Raw genomic sequence first — 14599 nt, 5'->3', positions numbered from 1 at the left:
CCGATTCAGGGTGACACAGCGGTGAAGCCCCGGCGAACCAGGCGATCGTGCAGCCAGAAACCTGCAAGCATCGCCGGCACGAACCAAAGCGCTTCGCGCGATCCCACCGCCAGCCCGGCGATGGCAGGGCCCGGGCAATAGCCTGCCCATCCCCAACCCATTCCGAACAATGCCGCGCCCAGCACGAGGCGTACATCGACACCGCGCGCAGCGGGCAGTTGGAAGCCCGTTGCGCATGACGGCCGCGGGCGCCGCAGCACCCAGCGCTGGCCGACCGCGCTGACCAGCAGTGCCGAGGCCAGTACCCAGGCCAAGGTGGGATCGAAACCGCCGGCGATGTCTAGGAAACCGAGGATGCGGCGCGGATCGGTCATGCCGGCCAGCGCCAGGCCCGCGCCGAACAGCGCCCCTGCCGCGCCGGCGGCCACCATCACGCGGCTCATGCGAAGCCCCCGCCATGACGGATCAGGAATGTGGTCAACATTGCGCAGGCCATGAACACCACCACCGCCAGCAGTGACCGCATTGAGCCGCGGGCCACGCCGCACACCCCATGACCACTGGTGCAGCCGTTGCCCAACCGCGTACCGAATCCGACCAGCAGGCCGGCGCCAACCAGCTGCCACGCCGGCAAGGCGTCACGCAACAGGTCGCGGGGCGCTTGGCCTGGCACGGCCTGCCAGTACAGCACACCCCCGCCAGCGGCAAGCAGGCCGAGCAGGAATGCCCAGCGCCAGCCGCGCTCGCCCGGCGTTGCGCGCACGCTGCCAGCGGCAATGCCGCTGATGCCGGCCACCCGGCCCGTGGTCGCCAGCAACACCACCGCCGCCGCACCGATCAACGCCCCCCCCGCGACGGCGGCCCACGGCACGGTCATGACCTGCCTCCAGTTGTTCCGTTCATTCGCTTGCCTTTTGAATTAGCTTTTTCTAAATTAGCTTCTTCTAAAACAAAAGGTCAACCATGACCCGCATCGAGCTCGACACTGCCGCGATGGCCGGGCATGCCGCCCAGGCCGCGGCGCTGCTCAAAAGCCTGGCCCATCCTGCACGGCTGCGCGTGCTGTGCCGGTTGGTTGAAGGCGAGGCGCCAGTACCGGAACTGCAGGCACTGACCGGGCTCAGCGCATCAGCGCTGTCCCAGCATCTGGCGGTGCTGCGCGGACTTGGCATCGTCGCGACCCGGCGCGAAGCGCAGGCGATCCACTACCGGGTGGTGGAAGGGCCGGCGCTGGGCGTATTGCAGGCGTTGCACGCCGCCTACTGCGGAAATGCAGCGCGCTGAACCTTCCACGCGGGTTCAACCTGCGTGCAGCACCGGTTGCACGACCTGATCGAGCAGATCCACCGGGGTCGGCGCCGACAGGTCACCATGCAACGCGCGGGTGAAACCTGACCAGTCGCTGGAAGACAGTTGCCGCAGCAGCGCCTCCTCCACCGGCAACGCGCGCATCGACCAGTACGGAAACTGGCGCTGGCCGAGGCGGCCACGCGCCAGTTCGATGATGTCGATATGGCTACCGGCCTGCAGGATGCGTTCGTACACCGAATCGATACCATCCGGCGGCCCTTCGATGTACTGCAGGAATCGCCCGCCGTCATGCAGCAGCACACCGGTCACGCCCGCCATCTTGTTGAAACGGGCTGCATCATCGACCAGCGCCCGCAGCCGTTCAGCGGAAAGATCCGGCAGCGCCTGGCTGACGTAGGCGATGGCACGCAGTGGCATGGCGCTTCCTTGACAAGATGTACAGCCACGGTAGCAGCTGCGGACGAGTCCGTCTCAGTGCCCGCGGGTGTTTCCTGAAGAATTCAGGTAGCGGCCGCCGGCAGCGCCTCTACGCGCCTCGGCAACCGGGCTTCGAACACCACCTGACCGGCTTCATTGCGCGCTGCGATATGCCCGCCGTGCGCGCGCACGAACTGATCGACGATATACAGGCCCAACCCCAGGCCATTGCTGGGATGGAAGCTGGCCTTGAACGGCTCGAACAGGCGCGGCAGCAACGCGTCGTCGATCCGTCCCGCGTTGCTCACCCGCAGCAGCACGCTGCGCGGATCACGGCCGTCCACCTCCACCCGCGCCTCACTGCCATGGGTGAGCGCATTGCCGATCAGGTTGGCGGCAACCTGTCCCAGCCGATCCAGATCACCCTGCAGGCGGGTATCGCCCAGCATATCCAGATGCACCCGTGCGTGGCCGTGGGCGCTGCCCGCTTCGGCCACCACCGCACGCGTGACCTCGGCAAGATCACAGGCGCTGGCCTGCAGGCGCAGCCCGCCGCTGCGGATCCGCGAAAAGTCCAGCAGCTGCTCGACCATGCGCGCCATGCGCAGCGTGCTGGCCTCCAGGTGCTTCAGGGTCTGCTGCGCGCCGTCATTGCCCGCAGGAAGCTCCAGCGCCAGCTTGTCGGCACACAGCAGGATCGCCGACAGCGGCGTGCGCAGATCGTGGGTGAGCACCGCCGCCATCGTTTCGTTGAGCTTGAGCGAGCGCTCCAGCGCCTCGTTGCGCGCCTTCAGCAGCTGCCGCTGCTGGTACAGCTCGATGAAGACATTGACCTTGCTCAGGATCACCTGCGGCGCCACCGGCTTGTGCAGGAAGTCGACCGCGCCGGTTTCGTAGCCCTTGAACGCGCGCAGCGGGTCGTCCGGCGAGGCGGTCAGGAAGATGATCGGCACATCCCGGCTGCGGTGTGAACCGCGCATCAGCTCGGCCAGGGTGAAGCCATCGATCTCCGGCATGTGCACGTCCAGCAGGGCAAGCGCCACCTCATGCTCGAGCAGCAGTTCCAGCGCCTGCGCGCCCGAGCCCGCCAGCAGCAGGTTCACGCCTTCGCGCTGCAGCAGCGCCTGCATGGCCACCAGGTTCTGCGGCACGTCATCGACGATCAGCAGGTTGACCGGGGTCTGCGACTGCGCAGGGTCCGGCGGCAACAGGTTCATGCAAACAGCTCCTTCAGGCGACGGCACATCAGTTCGAGGGGCAGCACGGCATCGGCGCCGGCGTGCTGCAGGGCGGAGGCCGGCATCATCGATGCCTCGGCCTCCTCGGGACATTGCAGCCAGGCGCGGCCGCCGGCGGCGCGCACCGCGGCCACCCCTTCACTACCATCGCTGCTGGCACCGGTCAGCAGCAGGGCCAGTACCTGCGCGCCGAACACGGCCGCAGCCGACTCGAACAATGGATCGATGGCCGGGCGGGAAAACAGCACCGGTGCGTCCACCGACAACGCCAGCGAACCGGCGTCTTCCACCAGCAGGTGATAGTCCGGTGGCGCAAAGGTCACCGTGCCAGGCTGCAGCGGCTGCTTGTCTTCGGCCTCGCGCACCGGCAGCGCGCAGTACGGCGCCAGCACGTCGGCGATGCGGCTGCTGCGATCGCGCGGAAGGTGCAGCACGGCCAGCACCGGCGCCGGCAGAGCCGCAGGCAGCGCGCCGAGCACCGCCTGCAGCGCCGCGACCCCACCCGCCGAGGCCCCGATCACCAGCACGGCCGGTCGTGTCGGCGGTGCCATCAGGCAACCTTCCGGTACAGGCGATGCTCCCGCGAGCAGGTCTCGAACGCGCCGTGGTGGCGCCCGAACTGCAGCGACTCCTTGCTGCCCAGGCCAAGGAAGCCGCGATGCACCAGCGCTTCACGGAACAGGCCCACCGCGCGATCCTGCAGATCGCGGTTGAAATAGATCAGCACATTGCGGCACGACACCAGATGCACCTCGGAGAACACGGTGTCGGTGGCCAAGCTGTGGTCGGCGAACACCACGTTGCGGCGCAACTGGCGATCGAACACCGCGCCATCGTAGGCTGTGGCGTAGTAGTCAGACAGCGAGGCGCTGCCACCGGCCGCCAGGTAGTTCCGGCTGAACTGGGCCATCCGGTCGATGCCATAGGCGCCGGCCTCGGCGGTGGCCAGGGCAGCCGGATTGATGTCGGTGGCGTAGACGATGCTGCGCTCCAGCAGGCCTTCCTCGTGCAACAGGATCGCCAGCGACCACACTTCCTCGCCGGTACTGCAACCGGCCACCCACAGCTTCACCGACGGGTAGGTGCGCAGCACCGGCACCACCTGCTCGCGCAGCTCACGGAAATAGGCCGGGTCGCGGAACATCTCCGAGACCTGCACGGTGAAGAACTGCATCGCCTGCGCGAACAGGTCCGGCTCGTGCAGCAGGCGGTGCTGCAGGTCGGCCAGCCGCTCGCACTCATAGCGCTGCATGGCCTGGCGGATCCGCCGACGCAGCGACGACACCGCATAACTGCGGAAATCGTAGTGGTAGCGCTGGTAAAGCGCTTCCAGCAGCACCTTCAGCTCGAGGTCGAACAGGGCCTGCTCGTTCATTGCCGCGAGCACCAGACCCGGCACAGCGAGACCAGCTTGTCGACGTCGATGGGTTTGGCGATGTAGTCGTTGGCGCCGGCCTGCAGGCAGCGCTCACGGTCGTCCGGCATGGCCTTGGCGGTCAGCGCGATGATCGGCAGGTCCCGCAGGTGGCGCTGCGCGCGGATTTCGCGCATCGCAGCAAGGCCATCCTTCTCCGGCATCATGATGTCCATCAGCACCAGGTCGACCTCGCGCTCGGCCAGGCGATCCACCGCTTCCTGGCCATTGCGCGCGATCTCCAGCGTGACGCCGAGGGGTTCGAGCACGCTGGACAGTGCGAAGATGTTGCGCACGTCGTCCTCGGCCAGCAGCACCGTCCGACCGTCGAGCACGGTGTCGCGACGGCGGGCCTCGCGCAGCAGGCGCTGCTGGTCGCTGGGCAGGTTGGCCTCCACGCTGTGCAGGAACAGGGTCACCTCGTCCAGCAGGCGCTCGGGCGAACGCGCGCCCTTGATGATGATGCTCTTGGAATAGCGGCGCAGTCGCTGCTCTTCCTCGCGGCTGAGTGCGCGGCCGGTATAGACGATCACCGGCGGGAAACCGACATCGTCGTTGCCGGCCATGTGCTCGAGCAGGTCGTAGCCACTGCCGTCGGGCAGCGACAGGTCCATCACCATGCAGTCGAACGTGACCGTACTGAGCTGTTCCAGTGCGCCGGCCAGGGTGCCTACGGCGACGATCTGCAGCTGGTCGCGGCCCAGCAACAGTTCCAGGTTGTGGCGCAGCTCGTTGTCGTCCTCCACGATCAGCAGCCGCCGCATGTCGCGCTGGCTGGTCTGTTCCAGCTGTTCGATGGCCGTCACCAGCCGCTCGCGCGTGGTCGGCTTGATCGCAAAACCGATCGCGCCCAGCTCACGCGCCACCTGGCTGCGGTCCGTGGCCGAGACCACATGCACCGGGATGTGGCGCGTGTCCGGGTTGCGCTTCAGGCGTTCCAGCACGCTCAGGCCCGACACGTCCGGCAGGCCGATATCGAGCAGGATGCCGTTCGGCCGCAGTTCGCTGGCCAGCGCCAGCGCCTCTTCCGCCGTGCCCGCCACCACGCAGTCGAAGTCCAGTTCATGGGCCAGCGCCACCAGCGCTTCGGCGAACGTGGCATCGTCCTCGACCGCCAGGATCAGGCGCCCGGCACGCTGGCGGCGACCGCGGTCGTCGGCTACGCCGGCCATCGCAGTGACCGGCGCTGCCGCGGTCGCAGCGCGTGCGGGCGCGGCCGGCAGCACGGCCGGCGCCGTCGGCGGCGCAGCCACGGGAACCTCGGCAGCGTCGGCTGCGCTCGCCGCGGGCGCACCCTGCAACGGCAGCTCCAGGATGAAGCAGCTGCCGCGCCCGGGCTCACTGTCGACCTGGATGCCGCCGCCCATGCGCTCGGCCAGATCGCGCGAGATCGACAGGCCCAGGCCGGTGCCGCCGTAGCGACGGCGGGTGCTGCCATCGGCCTGGCGGAACGCTTCGAAGATGACGTCCAGCTGCTCGCGGGCAATGCCGATGCCGGTGTCACAGACCTCGAACCGGATGCGACCGTTGCCGCCGGCACGCACGTGCAGGCTGACCTTGCCATGCTCGGTGAACTTCACCGCGTTGGCCAGCAGGTTCTTCAGGATCTGCTGCAGCCGCTGGCTGTCAACCACCATCTGGGTCGGTGCCAGGGCGTCGGCTTCGATCTGCAGGGCCAGGCCCTTCTGCCGCGCCATCGGCTCGAACGTCTCGCGCAGGCGCTGCAGCGCGCTCTCGACCACCACCACTTCATCGGACAGTTCGACATGACCGGCCTCGATGCGCGACAGGTCGAGGATGTCGTTGATCAGCGCCAGCAGGTCGTTGTTGGACGACAGGATCGCACGCGCGTACTTCACCTGTTCCTCGGTCAGCGTGCCGTCCTTGTTGTCGGCCAGCAGCTTGGCCAGGATCAGCGAGCTGTTCAGCGGCGTGCGCAGCTCATGCGACATGTTGGCCAGGAATTCGGACTTGTAGCGCGAGGTCGCCGCCAGCTCGTTGCTGTTGCGCACCAGCTGGCTCTGCGCAACCAGCAGTGCCTGCTTCTGCGCCTCCAGCTCGTGGGTGCGCTCTTCCAGCTGCACGTTGCTCTGTTCCAGCTCAGCCTGCTGTTCTTCCAGGTGGCTCTGCGACTGCAACAGGCTGCGGCTCTGCTCTTCCAGTTCCTCGTTGGCCACGCGCAGCTCTTCCTGCTGGGCCTGCAGCTCCTCGCCCTGGCGCTGCGACTCTTCCAGCAGCACCACCAGCTGCGCACGCAGCAGCGATGCGCGCAGTGCCATGCCGATGGTGTCGGCGCAGCGCTCAAGCAGCTCGCGATCCAGATCACGCTGTTCACCCGCCCGCGCGCGGCCCAGCTCGATGACACCGACCACCGTACCATCGCTGCTGATTGGCGCCAGGATGCGCTCGCGCACCGGCAGCCGGCCCAGGCTGGTCTGCAGTTCGAGCACGGCAGCGTCTTCGCCGTGCAGGTGGCGGATGCGTTCGTCCCGCGCAACCTGCCCGGCCAGTCCTTCGTGCAGGGCCAGGGAGGCTGGCGTCCCAGTGGGCAGCGCCACGCCACCGGTCAGCTGCAGCCGGCCGCCGTCCAGGCGATAGACCGCACCGACCTCTGCATCCAGCTGCCCGGCCAGGCTTGCTGCTGCCGCCTCGGCGATCTGCTCCGGCCCAAGGTCACCGCGCAGGCTCAGCGCCACCGCGTTCTCGGCCTCCTGCAGCCAAAGCGCGCGCATCGCCTGGCGCCGGGCCTGGATCGCGCGCGAGACGATCAGTGCGATCATCAGGAAGGCGCAGCCACCGACGGTACGGTTGACTAGCGAGAACGACGAATTGTTGCTGGCTGGCGCAACGTTGAAGCCGATCACCAGCAGGACACAGGCGATCATCGCGACCACGAACGGCGCGCGTGCACTGCGCTGGAACACCGTCACGCCGACCGCGAGGAAGTAGGCCAGCCATACCGCATAGCCGAGCGGGACGACCAGTTCCAACACGATGGTCGCGGCCAGCAGCACGGCGGACGTCATCCAGATCCAGCGGTCACGCGTAGTCGCACCAGGACGCATGCAGGTCGGTTCCAGAAGGCAAAGGGTGGAAGATGGTACTCCGTGTCGCATTCAGCCGCACAGGACAAATGGCACGTGTCAGGTGTGCACGCATCCTTCACACTTGAGTGCCTAGCTTCACGTCCCTCACAGGGGTAACACTTATTTACACGTGGACGCAGCCGCCTCTACGACGTCCGTGCTGACGGACCCTTCCCGACAACTGCGACTGCTGATCGACAGCGTGCGCGACCATGCGCTGTACCTGCTTGATCCTGAAGGCATCGTGTGCAGCTGGAACCCGGGCGCCGAACGTATCAAAGGCTATTCAGCCGATGAAGTGGTGGGAACGCACTTCAGCCGCTTCTACCTGGCCGCCGACCGCGAGGCCGGCGAACCGCAGCGCCTGCTTCGCGTCGCAGCGAAGCAGGGGCATGTCGCCAGTGAGGGCTGGCGCGTTCGCCGCGATGGATCGTCGTTCCGCGCCAGCGTGGTCATCGAACCGGTCGTGGAAGCCGGCGAACTGCTCGGCTTCGTCAAGATCACCCGTGACATCACCGAGCAGTGGCAAGCGCAGCGGCTGCTGCGCGATGCCCAGCGTGCGCTGCGCAATACCCAGCAGTTCGAGACGGTTGGCCGGCTCAGCCGCGGCCTCTCACATGAGTTCAACAACCTGCTGACCACCATCGGCAACGCACTTGACCTGCTGTCGCTGCGTGTCAGCAGTGACGATGCACGCGCAGCCGAGCTGCTGGATGCCGCGCAGGCAGCCACCGACCGCGGCGCGCTGCTGACCCGCCAGCTGCTGGCCTTCAGCACCGGCCAGACCCTGATCCGGGAATCGGTGGACATCAATGCACTGGTACGGCAGTGGCTGCCGGACCTGCAACGCGCCTGCCCGCCCACGGTGGTACTGGAAGCCCATCTCACCCCGGGCCTGCCGCAGGTGAGTACCGATGCGATGCAGCTCCAAACCGCCCTGGCGAACCTGGTGGCCAATGCCGTGGAGGCCACCGCCGATGGCGGCCGCATCCTGATCGGCACCGCGTTGGAACATCGCCTCGATCCGGATGCGGACACCATGCTGCAACGCGGCTATGTCACCCTCAGCGTCTGCGACGAAGGCCACGGCATGGCCGCCGACGTCGCCGAGCGGGCCAGCGAGCCCTTCTTCACCACCAAGGACATCGGCAAGGGCAGCGGCCTGGGCCTGAGCCAGGTGTTCGGATTCACTACCCAGAGCGGCGGCTTCGTCGATGTGTCCACCACGCCCGGTGTCGGCACCACGGTCAGCCTGCTGCTACCCGCAACCGAGGAATTTACCCATGACCGATGACCCGATCCGCGTACTGATGGTGGAGGACCAGAACGATCTGCGCGAGATGATCGGCATGGCCCTGCGCGATTTCGGCATCGAGGTGTCCACCACCGCCGACGGGCATGAAGCGGCTGCGTTGCTGAAGGGCGACGCACGCTTCGACGTGGTGTTCAGCGATGTCAGCATGCCCAACGGCATGTCCGGCATCGAACTCAGCGAGCACGTCGCGCGTGAGCAGCCGCATGCACGCATGATCCTGTCCTCCGGCTATGCGCGTTCGCAGCTGCCGCCGCTTCCGGAGCAGGTGGAGTTCCTGCCCAAGCCCTATCGCCTGCGCCAGCTGGTTGAACTGCTCAGGCAGGACTGAAGGCGTACCGGCCTGCGTGGCCATGCTCAGCGCCGGGCCCGCTGCATGAACAGCAGCGCCGGCGTTGATGCAGCGTCCACCGGCTCGAAGCCGAGGGTCCGGTACAACGCAAGCGCGGCGGCATTGTTCCGATAGACCCGCAAGGTCAGCCGTTCAACGGCATCAGACTGGAACGCCTGCTCGATCAGCGCGTGTACCAACGACCGCCCGAGGCCGCGGCCCCGCGCCTGCGGGGCAACCAGCAGACGGCCCAGATGCATCGTACCCGGCTGGGTGCGCCAGGCCTGGCCGAAACCCACGCGCTGGCCGCTTTCTGCCAGCAGCAGCCTTCCCGGGCGTTCGCGCAGCTGCAATACCTGCTCGAACTGCTCGGGTCGCAGTGGATAGGGCACGCCCGGTCCAGCCCAGCGCAGCGTGCCTGCGGCCGAATCCAGCCACCCGGCGATGAGCGCGTAGTCGTGGGGTTGCACGGGCTGCAGGCGGTGGTCCATGGCGGCCGGATCGCGAGGTGAGGCGCCAGCATATCCGAGTGACCTCGCGGGCAGCGCGCGGACGTGGCGCCGCGAACATGGTGACCCCGGCCCGATTCGAACGGGCGACCTTCCCCTTAGGAGGGGGACGCTCTATCCAGCTGAGCTACGGGGCCATGCAGCCGGGAAGTTTACAGGCAACGTGCCCTGCCCTCCAAGCATTCATGTTCCACCCGGTTCCCCTGGCGCGTTGCACCATGGCCGGTCGGGGCGCTCTGCTACCATCGGCGATTCAGTTCATCGCGTCCCCCACCTGCCCGCGATGGCGCCAAACAACGTAACGAAACACAGGAGTCTGCATGTCTTCCGAGCTGCTCAAGTCCCTTGGCCTGGACGCGATCAACGCTGGCACGTACCTGGGCAACGGGGAGTGGTCGAGCGCGACCAGCGGTGAGCTGATCACCCCAGTCAACCCGACCACTGGCGAGCCGATTGCGCAGGTCCGCGCCACCACTGAGGCCGAGTACGAGACCGTCGTCGCCCGCGCCCAGGAAGCCTTCAAGGTCTGGCGCACCACGCCGGCGCCGCGCCGCGGTGAAGCCGTGCGCCTGTGCGGTGAAGCACTGCGCAGGCACAAGGACGCCCTGGGTTCGCTGGTTGCCCTGGAAATGGGCAAGAGCAAGCCGGAAGGCGATGGCGAGGTGCAGGAGATGATCGACATCGCCGATTTCGCCGTGGGCCAGAGCCGCATGCTGTACGGCTACACCATGCATTCCGAGCGCCCCGGCCACCGCATGTACGAGCAATACCACCCGCTGGGCCTGGTCGGCATCATCTCGGCCTTCAACTTCCCGGTCGCGGTGTGGAGCTGGAACTCGTTCCTGGCGGCGATCTGTGGCGACGTGTGCATCTGGAAGCCGTCCAACAAGACGCCGCTGACCGCCATCGCCTCGCTGAAGATCTGCAACGATGCCCTGCGCGAAGCGGGCTTCCCGGACATCTTCTTCCTGATCAACGATGCCGGCACCGCGCTGTCGGAAAAGATGGTCGATGACCGCCGCGTGCCGCTGATCAGCTTCACCGGCTCGACCCAGGTCGGCCGCACCGTCAACGAGAAGGTCGCACGCCGCCTCGGCCGCTGCCTGCTGGAACTGGGCGGCAACAACGCGATCATCCTGGACGAAACCGCCGACCTGAAGCTGGCGGTGCCGGGCATCGTGTTCGGCGCCGTGGGTACCGCCGGCCAGCGCTGCACCACCACCCGCCGCCTGATCGTGCACCGCTCGATCTACGCCGACGTGCTGGCCACCCTGGTCAAGGCCTACAAGCAGGTGGAAGGCAAGATCGGCGACCCGACCGATGCCGCCAACCTGATGGGCCCGCTGAACAGCGAAGGCGCCGTGCAGCAGTTCCTCGATGCCATCGCCCAGGCCAAGGCGGCCGGCGGCACCATCGAGACCGGCGGCACCCGCATCGACCGCGCCGGCAACTTCGTGCTGCCTGCAATCGTCACGGGCCTGAAGAACAGCGACGCCGTGGTCCAGCACGAGACCTTCGCACCGATCCTGTACGTGATGCCGTACGACACCCTCGACGAAGCCATCGAGATGCAGAACGGCGTGCCGCAGGGCCTGTCGTCCTCGATCTTCACCCAGAACCTGAAGACCGCCGAGAAGTTCCTGTCGGCCGCCGGCAGCGACTGCGGCATCGCCAACATCAACATCGGCACGTCCGGTGCGGAGATCGGCGGCGCCTTCGGTGGCGAGAAGGACACCGGCGGTGGCCGCGAGTCCGGTTCGGATGCCTGGAAGGTCTACATGCGCCGCCAGACCAACACCATCAACTATTCGGATTCGCTGCCGCTGGCGCAGGGCATCAAGTTCGACCTGTGATGGCAAACGACGCGGACACGTCTGTGGGTCAGAGTCCCTCCGGGGATCTGACCCGTGCCCAGGGTCGGATCCCCGCAGGGGCTCCGATCCTCGATCTCAGCGGCCGCCGCGTGCTCATTGCCGGCGGCAGCAAGGGCATTGGTCGTGAAATGGCACTGGCCTTTGCTGGTGCCGGTGCACAGGTCTCGGTCTGCGCGCGCGGCCAGGCCGGCCTGGAGGCCCTGCGCGCCGATGCACAGGCGCAGGGCACGCCATTGCATGCGTTTTCCACCGATCTGGCCGATCCCGGCCAGATCCAGGCCTGGCTGCAGGCCGCCGCCGATGCCCTCGGCGGCATCGATGTGCTCGTCAACAATGCCACCGGCTACGGCATGGCCGACAATGAGGAGGGCTGGGCCGCCAGCCTGCAGATCGACCTGATGGCGGCCGTGCGTGCCTCGCGCCTGGCCCTGCCCTGGCTGCGTGCGTCCGGCGATGCCTGCATCCTCAATCTGTCGTCGATTGCCGCGCAGCAGCCGCGTCCCGGCGGCGCACCCTACGCCGCTGCCAAGGCCGCGCTTTCGCACTACACCACCTCGCAGGCGCTGGCACTGGCCAAGGACCGGATCCGGGTCAACGCCATCGCACCGGGCTCGATCGAGTTCGATGACGGGCTCTGGGACCGTCGCCGCATCGAGGATCCAGCGCTGTACCACGGCACCCTGGCGAAGATCCCGTTCGGCCGCTTCGGCCATCCGCGCGAGATAGCCGACGCGGCCCTGTTCCTGTGCTCGCCACTGGCGCGCTGGGTTACCGGCAGTGTGCTCAACGTGGATGGCGGTCAGGTGTTGATGGGCTGAATTTGTAAAGCCGAGCCCATGCTCGGCTTGCACGCAAGACGCGGTCGATCCCGCATCAGCCCAAGGGGGCAGCCGAGCATGGGCTCGGCTCTACAGGGCACTGCCCATGGGATTGCCCGGGCAGAGGCACTATCATGTGCACACTGCCAAGGAGGACCCGATGAGCGTGGCACCCCGACAGACAAGCGCCCTGGCCGTGGTCAGCCTGGTCATGGGCATCGCCAGCTGGACCGTCCTGCCCTTCGTGGCCAGCATCGTCGCCATCATCACCGGCCACATGGCCCGCGCCGAGATCCGCCGCCGCCCGCATGAACTGGAAGGCGACGGCCTGGCCGTTACCGGCCTGGTGCTGGGCTGGGTCATGGTCGGCGCCGTGCTTGCCGCCATCCTGGTCTTCATCCTGTTCTTCGGCGGCCTGGCATGGCTGGCGGCAGTGTCGAACTGACGCCATGACCGCCTCCGACAGCACTGAACGCTTCAGCAGCCGCGTCGCCGACTACGTCCGCTATCGGCCCGATTATCCGCCCGCCCTGTTGGAGTGGCTGCATGGCCCGATGGGCGTCAGCCGCGAGGCCGTGGTCGCCGACATCGGCGCCGGCACCGGTATTTCCAGTCGCCTGTTTCTGGCCAGCGGTCATCCGCTGGTGGCGGTCGAGCCCAACGCTGCCATGCGCGCCGCCGCCGAACAGTGGCTGGCGCCGCAGTATCCGGACTTCTCCGCTGTCGATGGCCGTGCCGAGGCCACCGGCTTGGAGGACGCCAGCATCGATCTGGTCAGCGTCGCGCAGGCCTTCCATTGGTTCGACACCGTGGCGGTGCGCGCCGAGTGGCAGCGCATCCTGCGCCCCGGTGGCCAGGCACTGATCTACTGGAACTCGCGCCTGCTCGATGCCAGCCCGTTCCTGATCGGCTACGAACAGTTGCTGCTGGACTACGGCACCGACTACACCGCTGTGGCCGAGCGCTACCAGGACGATGCCACCATGCAGGCCTGGTTCGGCCCCGGCCTGCGCGGCAGGGTAGAGCTGCCGAACGTGCAGCATCTGGACTTCGACGCCCTGCGCGGGCGCCTGCTGTCCTCCTCCTACGCACCCCAATCCGGTCATCCCCGCCACGCGGCGATGATCGACGCTCTGCAGGACCTGTTCGCCGCCCATGCGGTGGACGGCCAGGTCGCTTTTGAATATCGAACCCGAGCCTTCCTCGGCACGCTGGACTGAACCGACGCATGTATTCGCTTGCCCGCCCCTTCCTGTTCTCGCTCGACGCCGAGCGCGCCCACGGCCTCGGCCTGTCCGCACTGGACCTGGCCTATCGCACCGGCACCACGCCGCTGCTGGCCGCACGCATCGCGCCGATGCCCAGCACGGTGTTCGGGCTGACCTTCCCCAATCCGGTCGGCCTGGCCGCCGGCCTGGACAAGAACGGCGAGCACATCGATGCACTGTTCGCGCTCGGCTTCGGCTTCGTCGAAATCGGCACCATCACCCCGCGCCCGCAGGCCGGCAATCCGCAACCGCGCCTGTTCCGCCTGCCGGAACACAACGCGATCATCAACCGCATGGGCTTCAACAATGCGGGCGTGGACGCGCTGGTGCGCAACGTCGAGCGCGCGCGCAACCGCCGCGGCCTGCTCGGCATCAACATCGGCAAGAACAAGGACACCCCCAACGAACAGGCCGTGGACGATTACATCGCCTGCCTGGACAAGGTCTACCCGCTGGCCGATTACATCACCGTCAACATCTCCTCGCCCAACACCGCCGGCCTGCGTGAGCTGCAGGAAGAGACCGCGCTGCGCCAGCTGGTCAGCCAGCTGCGCGACCGCCAGGAAGACCTTGCTGCCCGCCACGGCCGACGCGTGCCGATGCTGGTGAAGGTGGCGCCGGACCTCAGCGAACGCGATATCGACGCCGCCGCCCGCGTGCTGGGCGAACTGCAGGTGGACGGCGTGATCGCCACCAACACCACCATCGACCACAGCAAGGTGGCCGGCGACCCGCTGGCCAATGAGGCTGGCGGCCTGTCCGGTGCACCGGTGCTGGAGCAGTCCACGTTGGTGCTGCGCCGCCTGCGCGCGCGCCTGCCCGAATCGGTGCCGCTGGTCGGCGTCGGCGGCATCCTGTCCGGCGCCGATGCGGTAGCCAAGATGGCGGCCGGTGCCGCACTGGTGCAGTGCTACAGCGGCCTGATCTTCCGTGGACCGGCGCTGGTTTCCGAATGCGTGGAGGCGATCCGTCGCCGCCGTGAAGCGCCGAGCCGCGGCGCGGTGGCCCCGCTGTGAGCGCG

The 14599-nt window shown here is 67.5% G+C and carries 15 protein-coding genes, 1 tRNA gene and 1 pseudogene; 8 read left to right on the top strand and 9 right to left on the bottom strand.

Going from position 1 to position 14599, the window contains the following annotated elements:
- Window positions 1–5 precede the first annotated feature (5 nt).
- Window positions 6–443: a DUF6691 family protein gene (locus AC5P8U_RS07405; RefSeq protein ID WP_447897272.1), complete on the bottom strand. Its 438-nt coding sequence runs from the start codon at window positions 441–443 to the stop codon at window positions 6–8.
- Window positions 440–889: pseudogene (locus AC5P8U_RS07400) on the bottom strand (YeeE/YedE family protein); the annotation flags it as partial. The gene AC5P8U_RS07405 and the pseudogene AC5P8U_RS07400, both read right to left, overlap by 4 nt.
- A gap of 74 nt (window positions 890–963) precedes the next feature.
- On the opposite strand from AC5P8U_RS07400, the gene AC5P8U_RS07395 reads away from it, so the two are divergent.
- Complete coding sequence (locus AC5P8U_RS07395) at window positions 964–1284, top strand: ArsR/SmtB family transcription factor (protein ID WP_088497310.1); 321 nt, start codon at window positions 964–966, stop codon at window positions 1282–1284.
- Window positions 1285–1299: 15 nt separating this feature from the next.
- Here the strand turns inward: AC5P8U_RS07395 and AC5P8U_RS07390 are convergent, their stop codons facing one another.
- The 5 genes from AC5P8U_RS07390 to AC5P8U_RS07370 form a co-directional block, all read right to left on the bottom strand.
- On the bottom strand, window positions 1300–1728 hold the full coding sequence (locus tag AC5P8U_RS07390; protein WP_005416313.1) for a BLUF domain-containing protein: 429 nt from the start codon (window positions 1726–1728) through the stop codon (window positions 1300–1302).
- An 83-nt stretch (window positions 1729–1811) separates the two neighbouring features.
- The gene (locus AC5P8U_RS07385; protein WP_072169055.1) at window positions 1812–2945 is read right to left on the bottom strand and encodes a hybrid sensor histidine kinase/response regulator; all 1134 of its coding nucleotides are present in this window, start codon (window positions 2943–2945) and stop codon (window positions 1812–1814) included.
- Window positions 2942–3517: a chemotaxis protein CheB gene (locus AC5P8U_RS07380; RefSeq protein ID WP_053499917.1), complete on the bottom strand. Its 576-nt coding sequence runs from the start codon at window positions 3515–3517 to the stop codon at window positions 2942–2944. Before AC5P8U_RS07380 ends, AC5P8U_RS07385 begins: the two co-directional genes overlap by 4 nt.
- Window positions 3517–4341, bottom strand: a complete 825-nt coding sequence (locus AC5P8U_RS07375) for a CheR family methyltransferase (protein WP_053499919.1) — start codon at window positions 4339–4341, stop codon at window positions 3517–3519. The genes AC5P8U_RS07380 and AC5P8U_RS07375 overlap by 1 nt, the downstream gene beginning before the upstream one ends.
- A complete protein-coding gene (locus tag AC5P8U_RS07370) occupies window positions 4338–7445 on the bottom strand; it encodes a response regulator (protein ID WP_088497308.1) in 3108 nt (1035 codons plus the stop codon). The genes AC5P8U_RS07375 and AC5P8U_RS07370 overlap by 4 nt, the downstream gene beginning before the upstream one ends.
- A gap of 151 nt (window positions 7446–7596) precedes the next feature.
- Here AC5P8U_RS07370 and AC5P8U_RS07365 point away from each other — a divergent pair, with 151 nt between their 5' ends.
- Both AC5P8U_RS07365 and AC5P8U_RS07360 read left to right on the top strand, forming a co-directional pair.
- Window positions 7597–8760 (top strand): two-component system sensor histidine kinase NtrB, encoded by a 1164-nt coding sequence (locus AC5P8U_RS07365; protein ID WP_409349635.1) that lies wholly within the window; start codon window positions 7597–7599, stop codon window positions 8758–8760.
- Window positions 8750–9109 (top strand): response regulator, encoded by a 360-nt coding sequence (locus AC5P8U_RS07360; RefSeq protein ID WP_069139920.1) that lies wholly within the window; start codon window positions 8750–8752, stop codon window positions 9107–9109. The genes AC5P8U_RS07365 and AC5P8U_RS07360 overlap by 11 nt, the downstream gene beginning before the upstream one ends.
- Window positions 9110–9135: 26 nt before the next feature.
- On the opposite strand, the gene AC5P8U_RS07355 is transcribed toward AC5P8U_RS07360, so the two are convergent.
- Window positions 9136–9600 (bottom strand): GNAT family N-acetyltransferase, encoded by a 465-nt coding sequence (locus AC5P8U_RS07355; RefSeq protein WP_088497306.1) that lies wholly within the window; start codon window positions 9598–9600, stop codon window positions 9136–9138.
- A gap of 78 nt (window positions 9601–9678) precedes the next feature.
- Window positions 9679–9755 (bottom strand) — tRNA-Arg (locus AC5P8U_RS07350).
- 183 nt (window positions 9756–9938) lie between these two features.
- On the opposite strand from AC5P8U_RS07350, the gene amaB reads away from it, so the two are divergent.
- The 5 genes from amaB (at window position 9939) to AC5P8U_RS07325 (ending at window position 14594) form a co-directional block, all read left to right on the top strand.
- Entirely contained in the window at window positions 9939–11471 is a 1533-nt protein-coding gene (amaB, locus tag AC5P8U_RS07345) for an L-piperidine-6-carboxylate dehydrogenase (RefSeq protein ID WP_447897146.1), read from the top strand.
- Window positions 11471–12310, top strand: coding sequence for an SDR family NAD(P)-dependent oxidoreductase (locus tag AC5P8U_RS07340; protein WP_072168929.1), 840 nt, complete (start codon window positions 11471–11473; stop codon window positions 12308–12310). Before amaB ends, AC5P8U_RS07340 begins: the two co-directional genes overlap by 1 nt.
- Window positions 12311–12470: 160 nt before the next feature.
- Window positions 12471–12755, top strand: coding sequence for a DUF4190 domain-containing protein (locus AC5P8U_RS07335; protein WP_005413144.1), 285 nt, complete (start codon window positions 12471–12473; stop codon window positions 12753–12755).
- Between the two features lie 4 nt (window positions 12756–12759).
- Window positions 12760–13530, top strand: a complete 771-nt coding sequence (locus AC5P8U_RS07330) for a class I SAM-dependent methyltransferase (protein WP_065197022.1) — start codon at window positions 12760–12762, stop codon at window positions 13528–13530.
- Window positions 13531–13538: 8 nt separating this feature from the next.
- Window positions 13539–14594 carry a quinone-dependent dihydroorotate dehydrogenase gene (locus tag AC5P8U_RS07325; protein WP_061477858.1) on the top strand — a complete coding sequence of 352 codons (1056 nt, stop codon included), beginning with the start codon at window positions 13539–13541 and terminating at the stop codon, window positions 14592–14594.
- The last annotated feature ends 5 nt before the right edge of the window (window positions 14595–14599 follow it).

This window comes from Stenotrophomonas sp. YJH_SMC_81 (genome assembly GCF_059370875.1).
The sequence above is the reverse complement of the archived record's forward strand: the minus strand, read 5'-3'. Positions and strand labels throughout refer to the sequence as shown.